The organism is Streptomyces sp. NPDC048002, assembly GCF_040653275.1.
Taxonomy (GTDB): domain Bacteria; phylum Actinomycetota; class Actinomycetes; order Streptomycetales; family Streptomycetaceae; genus Streptomyces.
On sequence record NZ_JBEZNL010000025.1, the window covers coordinates 49294 to 70853 of the forward strand.

Below are 21560 nucleotides of genomic sequence, written 5' to 3' on the forward strand. Positions count from 1 at the left end.
TTGGTTCCCGTCGCAGCACACGACTCGGGAGGAACCAGCATGAAGCGCAAGCTCGTCATCGCCACCGTCACCGCCGCGGTACTCGCCGGCGGCGGCACCGTCGTGGCCTACGCGTCGGGTGACGACGACGCACCGGCGCGGGACACGTCGAACACGCGGGTCACCGACGACCGGGACGACGACGGCCGGGACGACGACGCCGTGGCGGCCGGCGGTGCGCGGGTCACCGCCGCGGACGCGGTGGCCGCCGCCCTGGCCCACACCCCCGGCACCGCCGTCTCCGTGGACCTGGAGGACGACGGCGCGGACGCCTGGGAGGTGGACGTGGTGCCGTCGGACGCCGTCGAGCACACGGTCCGGGTCTCCGCGGAGACCGGCAAGGTCCTCGGCGACCGGCGCGACGACGACGATTCGGGCCGCGAGGACCTCGCCGCCCTGAAGGGCACGTCCGTCGACGCCCAGGAGGCCGCACGCGCCGCCGCGGCGAAGGGCACGGTCACCGACCTGGAACTGGACGACGACGGCCCGGCGGCCTGGAACGTGGAGACGACGCGCGGCGAATGGCGGGTCGACCTGAAGACGGGCGAGGTCACCCGCGTCCAGGACGACACGGACGACCGCGACGACGACGCCGACGCCGACGACCGCGGTGACCAGGACGACCGCGACGACCGCGACGACGACTGACACCGGCCCAGGGCACACCGGGGCACCCCGCGGAGCGGCGGTGCCCCGGGGGCCCCGGGCGGACTCAGCTCTGCGTCAGGCCCGCGACCAGTTCGTCCGCCGCCCGGTACGGGTCCAGTTCGCCCGCGACGATCCGTTCCGCGAGGGCGCTCAGGCGGCGGTCGCCGTGCAGGTCGCCGATGCGTTCGCGCAGGGCGGTGACCGCGATCGTCTCGACCTCGCGGGCCGCGCGCGAGCGGCGGCGCTCCGCCAGCACCCCCCGCTCCTCCATCCACGCGCGGTGCTTCTCCAGCGCCTCGACGACCTCGTCGATGCCCTCGGAGCGGGCCGCGACCGTCTTCACGATCGGCGGCCGCCAGTCGCCGGCGCTCCGGGACTCGCCCAGGCCGAGCATGTGGTTCAGCTCCCGGGCGGTGGCGTCCGCGCCGTCCCGGTCGGCCTTGTTCACCACGTACACGTCGCCGATCTCCAGGATCCCGGCCTTGGCCGCCTGGATGCCGTCGCCCATGCCCGGGGCGAGGAGCACCACGGAGGTGTCGGCCTGGGAGGCGATCTCGACCTCCGACTGACCGACACCGACCGTCTCGACGAGGATCACGTCGCAGCCCGCCGCGTCCAGGACCCGGATCGCCTGCGGGGCCGCCCAGGCGAGTCCGCCGAGGTGACCGCGGGTGGCCATGGACCGGATGTAGACCCCGGGGTCGGAGGCGTGCTCCGACATCCGCACCCGGTCACCGAGGAGCGCGCCGCCGGAGAACGGCGACGAGGGGTCCACCGCGAGCACGCCGACCCGCCGCCCCTGCTTGCGGTACGCCGTGACCAGGGCGGACGTGGACGTCGACTTGCCCACGCCCGGAGAGCCGGTCAGGCCCACCACGTACGCCCCGCCGGTCAGCGGGGCCAGCGTCGCCATGACCTCCCTCAGCTGCGGGGACGCCCCCTCCACCAGGGAGATCAGGCGAGCCACGGCCCGCGGCCTGCCCTCCCTGGCCTGGGCCACCAGCGTGGAGACGTCCTGCATCACAGCTCCGTTCACTCAAGGAGAAGACCGGTCAGGCCTTCGGTACCCGCACGATCAGCGCGTCGCCCTGACCGCCGCCACCGCACAGCGCGGCCGCGCCGACACCGCCGCCCCGGCGCCGCAGCTCCAGCGCCAGGTGGAGGACCACCCGCGCGCCGGACATGCCGATCGGGTGGCCGAGGGCGATGGCACCACCGTTGACGTTCACCTTTTCCGTGGACACGCCGAGGTCCTTCATTGACTGGACCGCGACGGCCGCGAACGCCTCGTTGATCTCGATCAGGTCGAGGTCGGAGACGTCCAGGCCCTCCTTCTTCAGGGCGTGCAGGATCGCGTTCGACGGCTGCGACTGGAGGCTGCTGTCCGGGCCCGCCACATTGCCGTGGGCGCCGATCTCGGCGATCCACTCCAGGCCCAGCTCCTGCGCCTTGGCCTTGCTCATCACGACGACCGCGGCGGCACCGTCGGAGATCTGCGAGGAGGTGCCCGCGGTGATCGTGCCGTCCTTGGCGAAGGCGGGACGCAGCTTGCCCAGCGACTCGGCGGTGGTCTCGGCGCGGATGCCCTCGTCCTTGCTGAAGACGACCGGCTCGCCCTTGCGCTGCGGGATCTCCACCGGGGTGATCTCGGCCTCGAAGATGCCGTTCTTCTGCGCGGCGGCGGCCCGCTGGTGGGACAGCGCGGCGATCTCGTCCTGCGGTTCGCGGGCGATGCCGAGGCGGGTGTTGTGCTTCTCCGTCGACTCACCCATCGGGATGTTCGCCCACGGGTCGGTCAGACCGTCGTACGCCATCGAGTCGAGCATCTCGATGGCGCCGTACTTGAAGCCCTCGCGGGACTTCGGCAGCAGGTGGGGCGCGTTGGTCATGGACTCCTGGCCGCCCGCGACGACCACGTCGAACTCGCCGGCGCGGATCAGCTGGTCGGCGAGCGCGATGGCGTCGAGGCCGGAGAGGCAGACCTTGTTGACGGTCAGCGCCGGGACGTTCATCGGGATGCCGGCCTTGACCGCGGCCTGACGGGCCGGGATCTGCCCGGCGCCCGCCTGGAGCACCTGGCCCATGATCACGTACTGCACCTGGTCGCCGCCGATCCCCGCACGGTCGAGGGCGGCCTTGATCGCGAAGCCGCCGAGGTCGGCTCCGGAGAAGGACTTCAGCGAGCCCAGCAGCCGTCCCATGGGCGTACGGGCGCCCGCGACGATCACCGAGGTAGTGCCGTTCGTTCCAGACATGAGGTGCGATCCCCTTCCAGCTTGCACAGCCGAGGAGTGAACGAGGGTTTACTTCGAATGTACTGAGTGGCACTCCGTGCCGTCACCGGGCCGTCGGTGTGATCGCTGGCACGTTGCGCAAGCGCCCGGGGAGCGCTGCACTGACACCATGCTGACGCGAATCGACCACATCGGAATCGCCTGCTTCGACCTCGACGCCACGGTCGAGTTCTACCGGGCCACGTACGGCTTCGAGGTGTTCCACTCCGAGGTCAACGAGGAGCAGGGCGTGCGCGAGGCCATGCTCAAGATCAACGACACCTCCGACGGCGGGGCGTCCTACCTCCAGCTGCTGGAGCCGACCCGCGAGGACTCCACCGTCGCGAAGTGGCTGGCCAAGAACGGCGAGGGGGTGCACCACATCGCCTTCGGTACGGCAGACGTGGACGCCGAGGCCGCGGACATCCGCGAAAAGGGCGTACGCGTTCTGTACGAGGAGCCTCGACGCGGCTCCATGGGGTCACGGATCACCTTCCTGCACCCCAAGGATTGCCATGGAGTACTGACAGAACTGGTCACTTCGGCTGCTGTTGAGTCACCTGAGCACTGACCCTCGTACATATGGGCCGGTAGGGTTGGGGTCGGTCGTCGCTCTCGGGCGTTCGACCGCGGACCGGGGTCCGGGTTTCGGGGGACGAGCGTCGGGGCGGCAGCCCATGCTCCACCGTTGATCTGACACCATTCCCCGGGGGCCCCGTTCGGCGGATGGACGGTGCTCGTATGGCTTGACTTGCGACCAGGGGACGGATGGGACCGCGCAGTGCGGGGCTACGAACGCCAGGAGCGAGAGCCGGCGGCTGACGTCGACCACCTCTCTCGGTTCGAGGCCGAGATGGATCGGCTGAAGACCGAGCGGGAGAAGGCGATCCAGCACGCCGAGGACCTCGGCTACCAGGTCGAGGTGCTGCGCGCCAAGCTGCACGAGGCGCGGCGCACCATCATGTCCCGGCCCGCTTACGACGGCGGTGACATCGGCTACCAGGCCGAGCAGCTGCTGCGTAACGCGCAGATGCAGGCCGACCAGCTCAGGCAGGACGCCGAGCGGGAGCTGAGCCAGGTACGGGCGCAGACCCAGCGCATCCTCCAGGAGCACGCCGAGCAAGCCGCGCGGCTCCAGGCGGAGCTGCACCAGGAGGCGGTCACCCGCCGCCAGCAGCTCGACCAGGAGCTGGCGGAGCGCCGCCAGAACGTCGAGTCGCACGTCAACGAGAACGTGGCGTGGGCCGAGCAGCTGCGCGCCCGCAGCGAGTCCCAGGCCCGCCGGCTCCTCGACGAGACCCGCGCCGAGGCCGACCAGTCCATGGCGGCCGCCCGCGCCGAGGCCGAGCGGCTCACCGCCGAGGCACGCCAGCGCCTCCAGAGCGAGGCCGAGAGCGCCCGGGCCGAGGCGGAGCAGTTGCTGCGCCGGGCCCGCACCGACGCCGAGCGGCTGCTGAACGCCGCCTCCAACCAGGCCCAGGAGGCCACCGACCACGCCGAGCAGCTGCGCAGCTCCACGGCGACCGAGTCGGACTCCGCCCGCCGCCAGTCCGCCGAGCTGAGCCGGGCCGCCGAGCAGCGCATGGCGGAGGCCGAGGAGGCGCTGCGCAAGGCGCAGTCCGAGGCCGAGAAGGTGCTGGCCGAGGCCAAGGAGGCCGCCGCCAAGACGCTCAGCGGCGCCGAGTCGGCCAACGAGCAGCGCACCCGTACCGCCAAGGAGCAGGTCGCCCGGCTGGTCAGCGAGGCCACCAAGGAGGCGGAGACCACCCGGGCGGAGGCCGAGCAGGTCGTCGCGGACGCCCGCGCGGAGGCCGAGAAGGTCCTCGCGGAGGCCGCCGAGAAGGCCCGTACGCTCACCGCCGAGGAGAGCGCGACCCAGCTGTCGAAGGCGGCCAAGACCGCCGAGGACGTCCTCAACAAGGCCCAGCAGGACGCGCAGAACACCACCAAGGCCGCCACCGAGGAGGCCGAGCGGATCCGCCGGGAGGCGGAGAGCGAGGCGGACCGGCTGCGCGCCGAGGCGCACGACATCTCCGAGCAGCTCAAGGGCGCCGCGAAGGACGACACCAAGGAGTACCGCGCCAAGACGGTCGAGCTCCAGGAGGAGGCGCGCCGGCTGCGCGGGGAGGCCGAGCAGCTGCGGGCCGACGCGGTGGCCGAGGGCGAGCGGATCCGTGCGGAGGCCCGCCGGGAGGCCGTCCAGCAGATCGAGGAGGCGGCCAAGACCGCCGAGGAACTGCTGTCGAAGGCCAGGGCCGACGCCGACGAGCTGCGGCAGAAGGCCACGGCGGACAGCGAGAAGGTCCGCACCGAGGCCATCGAGCGCGCCACCTCGCTGCGCCGACAGGCCGAGGAGACGCTGGAGCGCACCCGGCAGGAGGCCGAGCGCCGGCGCGAGGAGGCCGTCGAGCGGGCCGAGTCCATCCAGGCCGACGCCGAACGGGCCGCGCGCGAGCTGCGCGAGGAGACCGAGCAGGCGGTCGAGGCCCGGCGGGCCGAGGCCGCCGACGAACTGACCCGGCTCCAGACCGAGGCCGAGCAGCGGCTGACCTCCGCCGAGCAGGCGCTGACGGAGGCCCGCGAGGAGGCCGAGCGGATCCGTCGCGAGGCCGCCGAGGAGAACGACCGGCTGCGCGCGGAGGCGGCGGAGCGGATCCGTACCCTCCAGCAGCAGGCCGAGACGGAGGCCGGCCGGCTGCGCGACGAGGCCGCCGCGGACGCGTCGGCGTCCCGCGCCGAGGGCGAGGCCGTCGCCGTACGGCTGCGTTCGGAGGCCGCCGCCGAGGCCGAGCGGCTGAAGTCGGAGGCCCAGGACACCGCCGACCGCGTGCGCGCGGAGGCGCAGGCCGCCGCCGAGCGGCTGGCGACCGAGGCGTCGGAGACGCTGGCCGCCGCCCAGGAGGAGGCCGCCCGGCGCCGTCGGGAGGCCGAGGAGACCCTGGGCTCGGCGCGCCAGGAGGCCGACCAGGAGCGCGAGCGGGCCCGCGAGCAGAGCGAGGAGCTGCTGGCCTCGGCGCGCAAGCGCGTGGAGGAGGCGCAGACCGAGGCGGTCCGGCTGGTCGAGGAGGCGGACCGGCGGGCGACCGAGATGGTCTCGGCGGCCGAGCAGCACGCCCAGCAGGTCCGTGACTCGGTGTCCGGGCTGCACGAGCAGGCCCAGGAGGAGATCCAGGGGCTGCGCAGCGCGGCCGAGCACGCGGCGGAGCGCACCCGCCGGGAGGCCGGCGAGGAGGCGGACCGGGTCCGCGGCGACGCCTACTCCGAGCGGGAGCGGGCCGCGGAGGACGCGAGCCGTGTCCGGCGCGAGGCGGCCGAGGAGTCCGAGGCCGCCAAGGCGCTGGCCGAGCGGACCATGTCGGAGGCCATCGCCGAGGCGGAGCAGCTGCGCGCGGACGCGGCCGAGCACGCCCAGCGGGTCCGTACGGAGTCCTCGGACACCATCGCGGAGGCCGACCAGGCGGCGGCGCGTACCCGGGCCGAGGCCCGCGAGGACGCCAACCGCATCCGGTCGGACGCGGCGACCCAGGCCGACACCCTGATCACCGAGGCGCGCTCGGAGGCCGAGCGGCTCACCCTGGAGACGGCCGAGGAGACCGAGCGGATCCGGACCGAGGCGGTCTCGGCCGCCGACCGGCTGCTGTCGGACGCCACCGGCGACGCGGAGCGGCTGCGCGCCGAGGCCGCCGAGACGGTCGGTTCCGCGCAGACGCACGCCGAGCGGATCCGTACCGAGTCGGAGCGGCTGAAGGCCGAGGCGCTCGCGGAGGCCGAGCGGGTCACCACGTCGGCGCGCGAGGAGGCCGAGCGCACGCTCGACGAGGCCCGCCAGGACGCGAACAAGCGACGCTCGGAGGCGGCGGAGCAGGTCGACACCCTCATCACCGAGACCGCGGCCGAGGCCGACAAGCTGCTCAACGAGGCGCAGACGCAGGCGCACCAGACGACCGCGGACGCCGAGGGCCAGGCCGACAGCATGGTGGGCGCGGCCCGCAAGGAGGCCGACCGGCTGGTGGCGGAGGCCACCGTCGAGGGCAACTCCCTGGTGGAGAAGGCCCGTACGGACGCGGACGAGCTGCTCGTCGGCGCCCGCCGGGACGCCACCGCGATAAGGGAGCGGGCGGAGGAGCTGCGGGACCGCATCACCGGCGAGATCGAGAGCCTGCACGAGCGGGCCCGCCGCGAGGCCGCGGAGACCATGAAGTCCACCGGTGACCGGTGCGACGCGCTCATCAAGGCCGCCGAGGAGCAGCTGGAGAAGGCCACGGCGAAGGCCAAGGAGCTGGTCTCGGAGGCCAACTCCGAGGCGGGCAAGGTCCGGATCGCCGCGGTGAAGAAGGCCGAGGGGCTGCTCAAGGAAGCCGAGCTGAAGAAGTCCACGCTGGTCAAGGAGGCCGAGGAGCTGCGGGCCGAGGCGATCCGCGAGGCGCGGGCGACGGTGGAGGAGGGCAAGCGCGAGCTGGAGGTGCTGGTCCGGCGGCGCGAGGACATCAACGCCGAGATCTCCCGGGTCCAGGACGTTCTGGAGGCGCTGGAGTCCTTCGAGGCCCCGGCGGGCGGCAAGGACGGCGGCGTCAAGGCAGGCGCCACGGTCGGCGCCCCTCGATCGGGTGGCAAGACCTCGGAGAGCTAGACGGGCGGAGCGATTCCGGTGCCTTCTGGGCCCTTTGCCCGACTTTTTGGCAAGCGTTCCGACACTCAGCCACCCAAAAGGGGTGTCATTCTCCAGATCAAACACGTATCCGCTCGATGACACACCGCTTCGGCCCCTAGGATTCCACCTATCACCTCACCGGTCTCTTTCGACAGGAACCCCATGAGCGACACTTCCCCCTACGGCTTCGAGCTTGTGCGGCGTGGGTACGACCGCGCTCAGGTGGACGAACGGATCTCCAAGCTCGTCTCCGACCGTGACAGCGCTCTCGCCCGCATCACCGCTCTGGAAAAGCGCATCGAGGAGCTCCACCTCGAGACGCAGAACGCCCAGGCCCAGGTCACCGACGCCGAGCCGTCGTACGCCGGTCTCGGCGCGCGCGTCGAGAAGATCCTCCGCCTCGCCGAGGAAGAGGCCAAGGATCTGCGCGAGGAGGCCCGCCGCGCCGCCGAGCAGCACCGCGAGCTCGCCGAGTCGGCGGCCCAGCAGGTGCGCAACGACGCGGAGTCGTTCGCCTCCGAGCGCAAGGCCAAGGCGGAGGACGAGGGCGTCCGGATCGTCGAGAAGGCCAAGAGCGACGCCTCCCAGCTGCGCTCCGAGGCGCAGAAGGACGCGCAGTCCAAGCGCGAGGAGGCGGACGCCCTCTTCGAGGAGACCCGCGCCAAGGCCGCCCAGGCCGCCGCGGACTTCGAGACCAACCTGGCCAAGCGCCGCGAGCAGTCCGAGCGCGACCTGGCCTCGCGTCAGCAGAAGGCCGAGAAGCGTCTCGCGGAGATCGAGCACCGCGCCGAGCAGCTCCGCCTGGAGGCCGAGAAGCTGCGCACGGACGCCGAGCGCCGCGCCCGCCAGACCGTCGAGACCGCGCAGCGTCAGGCCGAGGACATCGTCGCCGACGCCAACGCCAAGGCCGACCGCATCCGTTCGGAATCCGAGCGCGAGCTCGCGGCCCTCACCAACCGCCGCGACTCGATCAACGCCCAGCTCACGAACGTGCGCGAGATGCTGGCGACCCTCACCGGTGCCGCGGTGGCCGCCGCCGGCGCCCCGGCCGAGGACGAGCCGATCTCCCGCGGGGTTCCGGCGCAGCAGTCCCGGTAACACCCCGGCGTACAGCCGCTGAACACCCGCGAAGCCCTCTGCCACTCCGGTGGCAGAGGGCTTTGTGCCGTTTTAGCGTGGCCGCATGATCGAGCTAGAGGGGCTGACCAAGCGGTACGGCGAGAAGGTGGCGGTCAACAATCTCACCTTCACCGTCAGGCCCGGCATCGTCACCGGGTTCCTCGGCCCCAACGGCGCCGGCAAGTCCACCACCATGCGCATGATGCTGGGCCTGGACCGGCCGACGGCGGGCGACGTCCGGATCGACGGCCAACACTACGACCGTCTGAAGGACCCGCTGAAGTACATCGGCGCCCTGCTCGACGCCAAGGCCATGCACGGCGGGCGCAGCGCCTTCAACCATCTGCTCTGCCTCGCGCAGAGCAACGGCATCCCGCGCTCGCGCGTGCACGAGGTCCTGGACACCGTCGGCCTGACCGCGGTGGCGCGGAAGAAGGCCAAGGGCTTCTCGCTCGGCATGGGCCAGCGCCTCGGCATCGCGGGCGCGCTGCTCGGCGATCCCCGGATCCTGATGTTCGACGAGCCGGTCAACGGGCTCGACCCCGAGGGCATCCACTGGATCCGCAACCTGATGAAATCGCTGGCCGAACAGGGCCGGACGGTGTTCGTGTCGAGCCATCTGATGAGCGAGATGGCGCTGACCGCCGACCATCTCGTCGTCATCGGCCAGGGGCGGCTGCTCGCCGACACCTCCATGGCCGACTTCATCGCGCAGAACTCGCGGACCTACATCCGGGTCCGCTCCCCGCACCGGGACCGGCTGCTGGAGGTGCTGCGCCGGGCCGGGATGACGGTGGTGGAGACGGGCAGCGGGACGCTGGAGGTGGACGGCGGGCAGTCGGAGCGGATCGGGGAACTGGCGGCGCAGTACCGGATCGTGCTGCATGAGCTGAGCCCGCAGCAGGCGTCCCTGGAGGAGGCGTTCATGCAGCTGACCGCGGAGTCGGTGGAGTACCACGCGCACACCCAGGCGCCTCCCGAGGAGCGGCGGGCGTGGGGCGACGGCTGGCGGAAGGAGGGCTGAGGGGTGGCGACGACCCAGGTCATCCGTTCGGAGTGGACCAAGATCCGGTCCGTGGCGTCCACGGTGTGGACCCTGTCCCTCGCGGTGGTCGTCACCGTCGCGCTGGGCATGCTGATCTCGCTGCTGTCGAAGAACGAGTTCGACAACATGGACCGCGACGACCGGCTCTCCTTCGACCCGACCTTCATCAGCTTCGCCGGGATGAGCCTCGGCCAGCTCGCGATGATCGTGTTCGGGGTGCTGGTGGTCTCCAACGAGTACAGCACCGGCATGATCCGCACCTCGCTGGCCGCGGTGCCGCAGCGCGGCTCCTTCCTGTTCAGCAAGATCGCGGTGGCCACCGGCCTGGCCCTGGCGGTCGGCCTCGTCACCAGCTTCGTCACCTTCTTCCTGGGCCAGTCGATGCTCGGCGAGCACCAGGCCCACATCGGGGACGACGGCGTGCTGCGGGCGGTCATCGGGGGCGGCCTGTACATGACGCTGATCACGATGTTCTCCATGGGCGTCGCGGCGATGCTGCGGTCGCCGATGCTGTCGCTGGGCATCCTGATGCCGTTCTTCTTCCTGGTCTCCAACATCCTCGGCAACGTCCCCGCCACCGAGAAGATCGGCCGGTATCTGCCCGACCAGGCCGGCAGCAAGATCATGCAGGTGGTCACCCCGGTCGACGACGACACCCCCTACGGCCCCTGGGGCGGGCTGTTCATCATGGTGCTGTGGGTGATCGCCGCGCTCGCGGGCGGATACGTCCTGCTGAAGCGACGCGACGCCTGAGAGCTTCCGTTTTTGCGCGGTCTTGAACGGAACCGTCAGCGCCCGGATATCCTCCTAACCCTTACGGGGGCGTGTGCCCCGCTGTCCTGAACCTTGCGATGGGTGCGGAGCATGATCGAGGCAGTCGGCCTGACGAAGCGCTACGGCGACAAGACCGCTGTGTACAACCTTTCCTTCCAGGTGCGGCCCGGTGCCGTCACCGGCTTCCTCGGGCCCAACGGCTCCGGCAAGTCGACGACGATGCGGATGATCCTCGGCCTGGACAACCCTTCCTCCGGGCAGGTGACGATCGGCGGCTACCCGTACCGGAAGCTGCCCAACGCCCCCCGCCAGGTCGGCGCGCTGCTGGACGCCAAGGCGGTGCACGGCGGCCGGACGGCCCGCAACCACCTGCTCAGCCTGGCCCAGCTGTCGGGCATCCCGGCCCGCCGGGTCGACGAGGTGCTCGGGGTCGTCGGCCTCCAGGACGTGGCGCGCAGGCGCTCCAAGGGGTTCTCGCTCGGTATGGGCCAGCGCCTGGGCATCGCCGCGGCGCTGCTCGGCGACCCGCAGGTGCTTCTCTTCGACGAGCCGGTCAACGGCCTCGACCCCGAGGGCATCCTCTGGGTGCGCAACCTGATGAAGTCGCTCGCCGCCGAGGGCCGTACGGTCTTCGTCTCCTCCCACCTGATGAGCGAGATGGCACTGACCGCCGACCATCTGATCGTCATCGGCCGCGGCCAGCTGCTCGCCGACATGAGCGTGCAGAACTTCATCGCCGCGAACTCCGCCGGTTTCGCCCGGGTGCGGACCCCCGACACCGAGCCGCAGCTGCGCGAGAAGCTGTCCTCGGCGCTGGCCGAGGCGGGCGGCCATGTGCTGTCCGAGCAGGACGGCGCGCTGCGGGTGACCGGGCTGGCCCTGCCCCGGATCAGCGACATCGCGCACGAGACGGACGTACGGCTGTGGGAGCTGTCGCCGCACCAGGCCTCGCTGGAGGAGGCGTACATGCGGATGACGCAGGGCGCCGTCGACTACCGCTCCACGGCCGACCAGAAGGCCGGGCTCCAGCAGCCGGTGCCGGTGGGCGCGCAGCCGCCGATGCCCGTACCGGGCCAGGGTCAGCCGGGCTGGTACGCCCCGCCGCCGCCCCAGCAGGGCGGCCAGCCGTTCGCGATGCCCCAGGGCGCGCCCGCACAGCCGCAGCAGCAGCCGCAGGGCCCCTACGGCGGCCCGCCCGCGCCCGCCGCGGCCCCGAACCCGTACGCGCAGCCCGCGCCCGCCCAGGCGCCGGCCCAGGACCCCGCGCCGCCCCAGGCGCCCGCCCCTGCTCCCGCTGTCGACACGACCAAGCCCGAGGACGCCCGATGAGCACCCCGCAGCCCCCGATGCCGCAGACCGCCGCACCGAACTGGCAGGCGGCGCCCGGCGCCTCGTACCCCGGCTACACCTCGCCGATCCCGGTGAAGCGCACGCACGTCGGTCACGCCCTCGCCTCGGAGTGGACGAAGATCCGGTCGGTCCGCTCCACGATGTGGACGCTCGGCGTCTTCGTCGTCCTGGTGGTCGGCATCGGTCTGGCCACCGCCGCGCTGGTGGCCGCCAACACCACCGAGGGCGACCTGGCGGGCGAGAACCCGCTGTCGTTCGGCTTCTTCGGCCTGCTGCTCGGCATCATGTGCGTCATGACGCTGGGCGTGCTGACCACCGCCTCGGAGTACGGCACCGGCATGATCCGCACCACGATGACCGCCTGCCCCTCGCGCGGCCGGGTGCTCGCGGCCAAGGGCATCGTGTTCTTCGCGGTCGCCTTCACGGTCACGTTCGTCTCGTCCGGGCTGGTCGCGCTGATGGACGTCTCGATGCTGGGCGACGCCCGGGAGCCGTCCGGCTCGGAGTGGCTGAAGGGCACCCTGGGCGTCTCGCTCTACATCGCGCTGCTCGGCCTGCTGTCGCTGGTCGTCGGCTCGATCATCCGGCACTCCGCCGGCGCCATCACGATCATGATCGGCCTGCTGCTGGCGCCGCTGGTGATCGCCCTGTTCATGTTCTCGGAGTCCCTGGAGGACCTGCGCCAGGCCCTGTTCGAGTACTCCATCCCGAACCAGCTCAGCGTCTTCTACGCGCAGTCCCTCACCGAGACGGGCCCGTCCGGCTGGGACCCGCTGTGGATCATGCTCGGGGTGACGGCGGCCGCGTTCGCCGGCGCGTTCGCGCTGCTGGAGAAGCGCGACGTGTGACCCTCAGAACTTCGGCGCGTTGCGGGACCGCTGCACCCGGGTGGTGCGGCGGTCCTTCGCGTTCCAGCACGACTTGTGCCAGTGCCGCCGGTCGTCGACCCCCGAGTGCGCGGGCCAGGCCACCACGTGCGGGACGCCGTCGGGGATCTGCTGGTCGCAGCCGGGGCAGCGGTAGGACTTGCCCTGCGCGCTGGCGCCCGCCACATGCCGTACGTTCCACTCCTCGCCCTGCCAGTCCTCCGAGGACTGCCAGCCGCCGTAGCGTCCGGGGCGGTCGTCCTCGGAGCCCTGGCCGGACGAGGACGACGCACCGCCGGCCTTGGGTCGGTTGCGACGCGGGGACACGGGACACCTCACGGGGCTATACAGGAAGCAGGGGCCGTGTCCAGCCTACGCGGCACGGACAGGGGTACGCGTAGGCCACCAATCCCCACAAGTCCCCTACCGCGGAGCCGCATTCTGCAGACAATCCGCAAATCCCTCCGACAGGCCGTGTCCTCGGCACGTGTCAGACGGTTATGCCGGGTGGGGGAGCTCCGCGTCGGAGCCAAGGAAGCAGGAAAAAGCAATGCGCGTTGGAAGTTTCGTGTTGGCCGCCCAGTTCCCGGGACAGGGCCAGGGGGAGGCGCTGCACCGCGCGGTCCGCTCGGCCGAGGTCGCCGAGGAGGCGGGCCTGGACTCGGTCTGGCTGGCCGAGCACCACTTCGTGCCCTACGGAACCTGCCCGTCGGCGATCACCCTGGCGGCGCTGCTGCTGGGCCGCACGCGCCGGATCCGGGTCGGCACCGCGGTCAGTGTGCTGCCCACCGCCCACCCGGTCGCCCTCGGCGAACAGGCCGCGCTGCTGCACCTGACGAGCGGCGGGCGCTTCTCGCTGGGCGTCGGGCGCGGCGGCCCCTGGGTCGACCTGGAGGTCTTCGGCCCGGGCCTCGCGGCCTACGAGAGCGGGTTCCCGGAATCACTCGATCTGCTGGTGCGCTGGCTGCGCGAGCCGTCGGTGGCGGCCTCCGGGGAGCGCTTCTCGTTTCGCGAAGTGCCCGTCGTACCCAGGCCGTCGGAGGCGCTCTCGGGCGCGCCGGGGCCCGAGGTGGTGGTCGCCTGCACGTCGCCCGGAAGCGTCCGGCTGGCGGCCGAGCGCGGCCTGCCCATGCTGCTCGGCATGCACGTGGGCGACGAGGAGAAGGCGGCGATGGTCGCCCTGTGGCGGGAGCACGCGCGCGCCGCCGGCCGGACCCCGGACGAGATCCGCGCGGCGGGCCATGTCTCGGCCGGTGTCTGCCAGATCGCCGACCGGCGCACGGACGCGGCGGAGACCCTGCTGAAGGCGATGCCGGGTTGGCTGAAGCAGGGCCTGGAGGCCCATGTGACGGTCGACGGGCGGCACCGGGCGATGCGGGACCCGGTGGCGTACACCGAACTCCTCTGCGGGCTGCACCCGGTGGGCACCCCGCGGCTGTGCGCCGACCGGCTGGCGGCGACCGCCGAACGCACCGGCATCTCCCGGTTCGCCCTGCTGGTCGAGGGCTCCGGCGACCTCGCCGCCACCGAGGAGAACGTACGGCGGCTGGGCGCCGAGGTGCTCCCGCAACTCGGCTGAACCGGCCCACCCCGCCGGACGCTTGCCGCCCCGGTACTGAATGCACCTCCCGCGTACGGAGCGGCAAGCAAGGGCTCACACGCGGTTCAGCAGTCCCGGAACTCCGGGGACTGGTTCAGCAGCTGGTTGCGCACCGAGGTGAAGCGGGCGAGCGTCTCGTCGACCGAGGAGTCGGGCGGGAACACCGCCACCCGGTGGCAGTTCTGGAAGGCCAGCCGCACACCGAAGTGCCGTTGCAGCGCGCCGCGAATCGCGTCACTGGCCAGCGCACGCAGCAGCTGACCACGCGCCTGCTCGTCCGGCGGGGGCGTCTGGTTGTCGGCGAACTCTCCGCCGTCGACCTTCAGCTGAGCCACCAGGGAGCTGATCATCTCCCATGCGTAGGGCAGGGAGGTCCGGACGCAGTCGACGAAGGCGGCTTCGTCGACCTCGCCTCGCTCGGCCTGTTCCAGTAGGGCCGGTGAGACGTCGAGCGACATGGGTTCTCCTCTCGCACCCCCGAACAACAGGGGTTGCCGGACAGGGACGGGAGTTCACGACTCGAACACTCTGTGTGCACGCGCCGCGACCTCCCGTTTACTACGGTAGGCAACAGACCGTGACGGCACCAGAAGAATGCGTACATGGACAAGTCCCGGTGGGCACACAATCGGCCACAACCGAACAGGGCCCTTCCGGAATAAAGGGGGCGGCCCCCGGCGGCCCCGGCCGGGCCCGGCGACGGGAGTCCGGTGGGCGAATCGCGTGCACCCCGGCCCGTCGAGTAGCGTTGCCGACCATGCGTCTCGTCATCGCCCGATGCTCCGTGGACTACGCGGGCCGGCTCACCGCCCACCTTCCGTCCGCTCCCCGCCTGATCCTGGTCAAGGCGGACGGCAGTGTGTCCATCCACGCGGACGACCGGGCCTACAAGCCCCTGAACTGGATGTCCCCGCCGTGCTCGTTGAAGGAGGGCACCGGTGACGAGGACGGCGTCTGGACGGTCACCAACAAGGCGGGCGAGAAGCTCATCATCACGATGGAGGAGGTCCTCCACGACTCGTCGCACGAACTCGGCGTCGACCCCGGCCTGATCAAGGACGGCGTGGAAGCGCACCTCCAGGAACTCCTCGCCGACCGCATCGAAACGCTGGGCGAGGGCTACACGTTGATCCGGCGCGAGTACATGACGGCGATCGGCCCGGTGGACATCCTGTGCCGGGACGCCGAGGGCGGCACGGTCGCGGTGGAGATCAAGCGGCGCGGCGAGATCGACGGCGTGGAGCAGCTGACCCGCTATCTGGAACTGCTCAACCGCGACCCCCATCTGGCGCCGGTCCGGGGTGTCTTCGCGGCCCAGGAGATCAAGCCGCAGGCGCGGGTCCTGGCGACGGACCGGGGCATCGGCTGCCAGGTCCTCGACTACGACGCCCTGCGGGGCATCGAGGACGACAAGCTGCGGCTGTTCTGACCGCCGCCGCCACGCGGACGGCATGCGCGAGGGCCGGGTCCTGGGAGAGGACCCGGCCCTCGTGCGTGCGGGCGGTGGAGGCTCAGATCACGTCGGCCGACGTACTGGGGCTCTCGGGGGCGCTCGCGGAACTGCTGCTCGCGGGGGCGCTGGAGGAGACGGGGCCGCTGGCGGAGTCGGAGGTCTCCGGAGACGTCTCCGTCTCCGACGGCGGGTCTGTGGGCGTCTCCGTGTCCGAGGGCGGGTCCGTGGGCGTCTCGGTGTCCGACGGCGGGTCCGTGGGCGTCTGAGACGTCGGCGGCCGCGTCGACGTGCTCGGCTTCGCCGACGAACTCGGCGGCTTGGTCGGGGACTTCGTCGGGCCGCCGGTCGGGCCGTCGGTGCCGCTCGGGTCGTCCGAGGGCTCGGCCGTGTCGGTCGGGGTCGGGTCGTCCGACGTACCGAGGGTGCCGTCCGGGCCGGGGTCCGTGGGGCGGCTGGTCGCCGTACCCGTGTCGCCGGAGCCCTCGCCGTCGTCCGCCCGGTCCGCGCCGAGGCTGTCGTCGCCCAGGCCCTGACTGGCCGACGGGTTGACGCCGACCTGCCCGGAGGGGTTGTCGGCCTCGCCGTCGGAGGTGGCCCCGAGGGTCACCACCGTGCCGAGCACCGCGACCAGCAGCGCGCCCGCGCCGGCCGCCACGAGGTTCCGCTTGGCGAGGCCCTTCAGACCGCCGCGCGCCGCGCGTGACGCGCCGGGGGCCGGGGTGCGGTGGATGACGAGGGCGGGGTCGCCCTCGGGCTGCTGGAGCGTCGGGAACGCGACGGGGGTCCCGCCGGGCGGCGACTGGGACTCCTCGTGGCGCGCGTCGGGCACCTCCTCCCCCGCCGTGGCGCCGAGCCCGGCCAGGAGGCCGACGCCCGGGGTGTCCCCGGTGCGGTCGGCGACCAGCGCCAGCGCGCGGCGGCCCGCGGTGGTGCCCCGCTTGTCGGCGAGGGCGCCGCGCAGCCCGATGGCGGCCTCCAGCTCCGACCGGGCCCGGTCGAACTGTCCCGCGCAGAGCGCGAGGATGCCCAACTCGTGGCGGAAGTAGGCCTGTTCACCCACGTCCCCGGCGAGCCGGGCCGCCTCGGCGCCGGAGCGCAGGGCGCGCTCCCAGGCGCTCCAGTGCAGCCCGGCGGCGAGCGCCGGCGCCGCGGTCCGGGCGAGCAGGACGGCCGGGGACTCCTCGTCCTCGGCGGGCTCGGTGGTGGACGGCACCAGCACGGCCAGCGCGGCGAGCAGGGCGTCCGCCTGCTCGCACACCCGCTCCGGGGTGACCGAGGGGTGCCCGGCCCACCAGGCGTAGTGGCGGCCCGCGGTGAGCGCTTCGGCCGCGATGCCGTCGGTGTACCCGGTGGCCTCCAGCTGGGTGCGTACACCCGCCGCGAGGCGGTAGCGGGTTCCGGCCGGGGAGACCAGTCCGCAGGCGGCCAGTTCGCCGAGGGCGGCGTCCGCGTGGGTGTCGCCGACGAGGGCCGGCAGATGGGCCTGGTGCGGCACCTCACCGCCGAGGGCGACGGCGAAGCGCAGGGTGGCGCGGGCGGAGGCGCTGAGCCGGGAGGCGAGCAGCGGGGCCGGCGCGGCCGCCTCGCCGAGGGCCGGCAGCGGCACCTCCTCGGCGTCCTCCACGTCGAAGGGCTCGTCGGTGGGCAGCTCGTCCTCGAAGACGCCGTACTCGTCGACGGCGCCCGCGCCGGCGCGCACCTGGTCGCGCTGGCGCAGCAGGGCGCCCGCCTGGACGAAGCGCAGGGGCAGGCCCTCGGACTCGAACCAGAGGTCGCCGGCCCAGTTGGCCTCGTCCTCGCTGAGCGCGCGGCCGACGGCCCGCTCCAGCAGGTCCAGGCCCGCGGCGCGCTCCAGGCCGGTGAGGAAGACCTCCTCCAGGGCGGCGTCGGCGGACGGCGCGGGCACGTCGGGTGTGGCGGCGATCAGGAACGCGCACTCGGGGGTGGCGTCGAGCAGTTCGTCGAGGGCGGCGCCGCCGAACTCGATGTCGTCCAGGACGACGACCGCGCCGATCTCACTGACGCAGGCGAGCAGTTCGTCCCGGTCGGGGCGGTGCAGGGGCGCGTCGTAGACGGCGTGGAGGAGGTCGTGGAGCAGGTCGGTGGCCGTGCGGTGGGAACCGTTCAGCCGGACGACGCCGTCGGGGGCGAGGTCGGCGCAGTCGTCCGCGACGACGTCCAGGAGCCGGGTGCGGCCCGATCCCGCGGGGCCGGTCAGGCGGACCGAGCGGCCGCGGGCGAGCAGCCGTACCAGCCGTTCGCGCTCCTCCTGGCGGGCCAGCAGCGGCAGTTCCGGCTGGGCGGGCCCGGGCGGCACCGGCGGCCTCGCGGCGCGGTCGGCCTCGGCGCGGGCGTCCGGGGTGAGCTTGGCGGGCCGGGTCGGGCGTTCGCCGGGCGGGCAGGGTTCGATCTCGCTGCCGTCGACCGGGTTGACCGTGAGCAGGTGGTCGCCCGAGACCAGCTGGACGGTGCGGGCCACCGCGGGCGTGTGCTGTCCGAAGTCGGGCGTGAGGGGGTCCCTGGGCGGGCGCTGACGCGGCGCGTCGGCGCCGTCGTCATGGCCGTGCTCCTCGGTTCCCCGGTTGTTCGGGTCCATAGGTTCAAGCCCCCCAAAAGCGTCGTGTGCTGCAAGCCCCTCCCGGCCGTTGTGCACACCGCGCTGTCGCTTCTGGTCCGGGCCCGCTCGAAGGGTTGTCAGGCGGCGGGCACCGAACCCTAAACCTTCGCACAGTATCTACGACAGGCCGGGGTACCGCGCGGTCCGAGACGTCACAGGTTCGTGAGGATTGCGCGCGACGTGCGGTTCGCAACCGGAACGTCCGGCCCCTCCGCCCCTCCCGTGCCGGGTCGTCACACGCGCGGCAGCGACTCCACGCCGATACCGCCTTCGATGGCGAGGATCCGGTGCAGCCGGGTGGCCACCAGCAGCCGCTGCATCTGCGGCGGCACGCCGCGCAGCACCAGGCGTCTGCCGCAACGGCCGGCCCTCCGGTGCGCGCCCATGATCACTCCCAGGCCGGTGGCGTCCCAGGAGTCCAGCTCGGACAGGTCCAGCACCAGATCGCCGACTCCGTCGTCGACGGCCGAGTGCAGGACCGTACGGGCGTCCGCCGCGCTGCGGACGTCGAGGCGGCCCCCGACGACCAGCTCGGCGTGGTCGCCCCTGATGTACATAGCGCTCCCCTAAGCGTGCGTCTCGTGCTCCGCGATGTGTGTCCGGTGATGCAACCTCTGACGGCCGGAAGCGGTCAGAGGTTGCCGTCTGTAAGCGAACCGATACCGAATTCACCCCGGAGAGTGAAACTCCTGGGGCCTGTGCGGTTCGGGTGCTCCGTTCAGTGCTTGTAGAAGCCCTGCCCGCTCTTGCGGCCGATGTCACCGGCATCAACCATCCGGCGCATCAGCTCCGGCGGGGCGAACTTCTCGTCCTGGGACTCGGTGTAGATGTTGCTGGTGGCGTGCAGCAGGATGTCGACGCCGGTGAGGTCCGCCGTCGCCAGCGGGCCCATGGCGTGGCCGAAGCCCAGCTTGCAGGCGAGGTCGATGTCCTCGGCCGTGGCCACGCCCGACTCGTAGAGCTTGGCGGCCTCGACCACCAGGGCGGAGATCAGCCGGGTGGTGACGAAGCCCGCCACGTCCCGGTTGACCACGATGCAGGTCTTGCCGACCGACTCGGCGAACTCCCGCGTGGTGGCGAGGGTTTCGTCGCTGGTCTTGTAGCCGCGCACCAGCTCGCACAGCTGCATCATCGGCACCGGCGAGAAGAAGTGGGCGCCGACGACCCGCTCCGGGCGCTCGGTGACGGCCGCGATCTTGGTGATCGGGATGGCCGAGGTGTTGGAGGCGAGCACGGTGTCGTCCCGCACGATCTTGTCGAGCGCGCGGAAGATCTCGTGCTTGACCTCCAGCTTCTCGAAGACGGCCTCGACGACGATGTCGGCGTCGGCGACGGCGTCCAGGTCCGTGGTGGCGGTGATCCGGCCGAGGGCGGAGTCGGCGTCGTGCGCCTCCATCCTCCCCTTGGCGACGAACTTGTCGTACGAGGCCTTGATGCCGTCGGTGCCCCGGGTGAGGGCCTCGTCGGTGACATCGCGCAGGACGACGTCCCAGCCCGCCTGAGCGGAGACCTGGGCGATCCCGGAACCCATCAAGCCGGCGCCGATGACGGCAAGCTTCCGTGCCACTGTGCGACTCCCCAATACACGCTGTTTACGGTGGGAACGCCCTCGCGCGAGCGAGCTCCAGCACGGGGGCCTCTCCGGCGGACCCTAGCGTTCGTGAGGCGCTGTGTGACCGGTTAGTAACGCGAGTCACGTCTCATCTGACGGACATCACACCGGCGTGGGTCACTGCGCGCCCCGGACGGCCTAGTTGAGCGCCTACCCGCTCATCGGATCCGCCATGCGGCGGGGTCCGCGTCTGTGGGCACGGCCACGTTCCGGACCACCGCCGCCTCACTACGCTGGCGACATGGTCAATCTGACGCGCATCTACACCAGGACCGGCGACAAGGGCACCACCGCGCTGGGCGACATGAGCCGGGTCGCCAAGACCGATCTGCGGATCTCGGCCTATGCCGACACCAATGAGGCAAATGCCGTGATCGGTACGGCGGTCGCGCTGGGCGGGCTGGACGAGGAGGTCGTCAAGGTCCTCACCCGGGTCCAGAACGACCTGTTCGACGTGGGCGCGGACCTGTCGACGCCGGTCGTGGAGAACCCCGAGTACCCGCCGCTCAGGGTCGAGCAGTTCTACATCGACAGGCTGGAGGCGGACTGCGACCGCTTCAACGAGCGGCTGGAGAAGCTGCGGTCGTTCATCCTGCCGGGCGGCACCGCGGGCGCGGCCCTGCTGCACCAGGCGTGCACGGTGGTGCGGCGGGCCGAGCGGTCGACGTGGGCCGCGATGGAGGTGCACGGCGAGGTGATGAACCCGCTCACCGCGACCTACCTCAACCGGCTATCGGACCTGCTGTTCATCCTGGCCCGCACGGCCAACGGCGCGGCCGGCGACGTGCTCTGGGTCCCGGGCGGGGAGCGCTGAGCCGGGCGCCTTCCCGTAGGCGGGCTCCTGGGCCGAGACGGGCTCCTTCGCCGAGGCGGGCTCCTTCTTGGGCCAGATCGCGTAGGTGAGGGCGATCAGGCCGTGGATGCCGGCCGCCCGCCAGGCGACGTGCATCCAGCTCGTCAGGGAACCGGTGCGGTCGGGGTCGTCGACATACCACAGGGCGATCAGCAGCAGCGCGCTCGCGACCGCGGCGGCGGTGACGCTGCCCAGCCAGACCCTGCCCTCGTGGCGGGCGCGGGCCATGCCGTAGCGGGGCGGGCCGACGGGCGGCGGGGCGCCGCCGAAGCGGTGGGCGGCGTGCCCGTCGAGCCACTTCACCGTGCGGTGGCCGTGGCCGACGGTGTAGCCGATGTACAGCGCGGCCAGACCGTGCTTCCAGCTCGGGTCGGCGCCGTTCTTGAGGTCGACGGCGGTGGCGACCAGGAGCACCACCTCCAGCAGCGGTTCGCACAGCAGCAGCGCCAGTCCGGTGCGCGGCATCCGCAGCAGGTAGCGGAAGGACAGTCCCGCGGCCAGCAGTACCCAGAAGCCGACCTCACAGGCGATGATCAGTCCGACGATCACGGCTCGCTCCTCTCTCTCCCCTCCAGGCTCCCGGCGCCGGACGCGGCTTTCGTCGTCGGCGGTGAGGAAGTGCCGGTACATCGAAAGATGCAGTGCGGGACCCTTCCCGGG

At 72.2% G+C, this 21560-nt stretch carries 19 protein-coding genes; 11 read left to right on the forward strand and 8 right to left on the reverse strand.

The annotated features are described in order from the left end of the window. Nucleotides 1-39 precede the first annotated feature (39 nt). The gene (locus AB0E07_RS26630; protein WP_362257155.1) at nt 40-687 is read left to right on the forward strand and encodes a PepSY domain-containing protein; all 648 of its coding nucleotides are present in this window, start codon (nt 40-42) and stop codon (nt 685-687) included. Between the two features lie 64 nt (nt 688-751). On the opposite strand, the gene meaB is transcribed toward AB0E07_RS26630, so the two are convergent. Both meaB and AB0E07_RS26640 read right to left on the reverse strand, forming a co-directional pair. Beyond that, a complete protein-coding gene (meaB, locus tag AB0E07_RS26635; protein WP_362257158.1) occupies nt 752-1708 on the reverse strand; it encodes a methylmalonyl Co-A mutase-associated GTPase MeaB in 957 nt (318 codons plus the stop codon). 31 nt (nt 1709-1739) lie between these two features. Then, nucleotides 1740-2942 (reverse strand): acetyl-CoA C-acetyltransferase, encoded by a 1203-nt coding sequence (locus tag AB0E07_RS26640; protein ID WP_362257161.1) that lies wholly within the window; start codon nt 2940-2942, stop codon nt 1740-1742. A gap of 148 nt (nt 2943-3090) precedes the next feature. On the opposite strand from AB0E07_RS26640, the gene mce reads away from it, so the two are divergent. The 7 genes from mce to AB0E07_RS26675 all read left to right on the forward strand — a co-directional run bounded on the left by mce (nt 3091) and on the right by AB0E07_RS26675 (nt 12747). Further along, entirely contained in the window at nt 3091-3531 is a 441-nt protein-coding gene (gene mce / locus AB0E07_RS26645; RefSeq protein ID WP_362257164.1) for a methylmalonyl-CoA epimerase, read from the forward strand. Nucleotides 3532-3741: 210 nt separating this feature from the next. Beyond that, nucleotides 3742-7590: a polarized growth protein Scy gene (gene scy / locus AB0E07_RS26650; RefSeq protein ID WP_362257167.1), complete on the forward strand. Its 3849-nt coding sequence runs from the start codon at nt 3742-3744 to the stop codon at nt 7588-7590. Between the two features lie 183 nt (nt 7591-7773). Next, on the forward strand, nt 7774-8709 hold the full coding sequence (locus AB0E07_RS26655; RefSeq protein WP_362257170.1) for a cellulose-binding protein: 936 nt from the start codon (nt 7774-7776) through the stop codon (nt 8707-8709). Between the two features lie 85 nt (nt 8710-8794). After that, nucleotides 8795-9754 (forward strand): ABC transporter ATP-binding protein, encoded by a 960-nt coding sequence (locus AB0E07_RS26660; protein ID WP_362257173.1) that lies wholly within the window; start codon nt 8795-8797, stop codon nt 9752-9754. 3 nt (nt 9755-9757) lie between these two features. Next, nucleotides 9758-10528 carry an ABC transporter permease gene (locus AB0E07_RS26665; RefSeq protein ID WP_362257177.1) on the forward strand — a complete coding sequence of 257 codons (771 nt, stop codon included), beginning with the start codon at nt 9758-9760 and terminating at the stop codon, nt 10526-10528. Nucleotides 10529-10639: 111 nt separating this feature from the next. Continuing rightward, nucleotides 10640-11878 (forward strand): ABC transporter ATP-binding protein, encoded by a 1239-nt coding sequence (locus AB0E07_RS26670; RefSeq protein WP_362257180.1) that lies wholly within the window; start codon nt 10640-10642, stop codon nt 11876-11878. Continuing rightward, nucleotides 11875-12747, forward strand: a complete 873-nt coding sequence (locus AB0E07_RS26675; RefSeq protein ID WP_362257183.1) for an ABC transporter permease — start codon at nt 11875-11877, stop codon at nt 12745-12747. Before AB0E07_RS26670 ends, AB0E07_RS26675 begins: the two co-directional genes overlap by 4 nt. Nucleotides 12748-12750: 3 nt before the next feature. Here AB0E07_RS26675 and AB0E07_RS26680 read toward each other — a convergent pair whose 3' ends face one another. Then, nucleotides 12751-13092, reverse strand: a complete 342-nt coding sequence (locus AB0E07_RS26680) for an ATP/GTP-binding protein (RefSeq protein WP_362257186.1) — start codon at nt 13090-13092, stop codon at nt 12751-12753. Nucleotides 13093-13315: 223 nt separating this feature from the next. Here AB0E07_RS26680 and AB0E07_RS26685 point away from each other — a divergent pair, with 223 nt between their 5' ends. Then, nucleotides 13316-14344, forward strand: a complete 1029-nt coding sequence (locus AB0E07_RS26685) for an LLM class flavin-dependent oxidoreductase (protein WP_362257189.1) — start codon at nt 13316-13318, stop codon at nt 14342-14344. Between the two features lie 86 nt (nt 14345-14430). On the opposite strand, the gene AB0E07_RS26690 is transcribed toward AB0E07_RS26685, so the two are convergent. Continuing rightward, nucleotides 14431-14823, reverse strand: a complete 393-nt coding sequence (locus AB0E07_RS26690; protein ID WP_362257191.1) for an SCO5389 family protein — start codon at nt 14821-14823, stop codon at nt 14431-14433. A gap of 299 nt (nt 14824-15122) precedes the next feature. Here AB0E07_RS26690 and nucS point away from each other — a divergent pair, with 299 nt between their 5' ends. Then, nucleotides 15123-15794 (forward strand): endonuclease NucS, encoded by a 672-nt coding sequence (nucS, locus tag AB0E07_RS26695; protein ID WP_362257194.1) that lies wholly within the window; start codon nt 15123-15125, stop codon nt 15792-15794. An 82-nt stretch (nt 15795-15876) separates the two neighbouring features. On the opposite strand, the gene AB0E07_RS26700 is transcribed toward nucS, so the two are convergent. From AB0E07_RS26700 to AB0E07_RS26710, 3 genes are all read right to left on the reverse strand, one after another. Then, nucleotides 15877-18414, reverse strand: a complete 2538-nt coding sequence (locus AB0E07_RS26700) for an ATP-binding protein (RefSeq protein ID WP_362257197.1) — start codon at nt 18412-18414, stop codon at nt 15877-15879. A gap of 254 nt (nt 18415-18668) precedes the next feature. Then, nucleotides 18669-18992, reverse strand: coding sequence for an STAS domain-containing protein (locus AB0E07_RS26705; protein WP_030672301.1), 324 nt, complete (start codon nt 18990-18992; stop codon nt 18669-18671). A gap of 161 nt (nt 18993-19153) precedes the next feature. Continuing rightward, a complete protein-coding gene (locus tag AB0E07_RS26710; protein ID WP_362257201.1) occupies nt 19154-20002 on the reverse strand; it encodes a 3-hydroxyacyl-CoA dehydrogenase family protein in 849 nt (282 codons plus the stop codon). Between the two features lie 286 nt (nt 20003-20288). Between AB0E07_RS26710 and AB0E07_RS26715 the strand changes: the two genes are divergently transcribed. Further along, the gene (locus tag AB0E07_RS26715) at nt 20289-20861 is read left to right on the forward strand and encodes a cob(I)yrinic acid a,c-diamide adenosyltransferase (protein WP_362257203.1); all 573 of its coding nucleotides are present in this window, start codon (nt 20289-20291) and stop codon (nt 20859-20861) included. Here the strand turns inward: AB0E07_RS26715 and AB0E07_RS26720 are convergent. Beyond that, entirely contained in the window at nt 20778-21449 is a 672-nt protein-coding gene (locus AB0E07_RS26720) for a hypothetical protein (protein WP_362257206.1), read from the reverse strand. The genes AB0E07_RS26715 and AB0E07_RS26720 overlap by 84 nt on opposite strands. Nucleotides 21450-21560 lie beyond the last annotated feature (111 nt).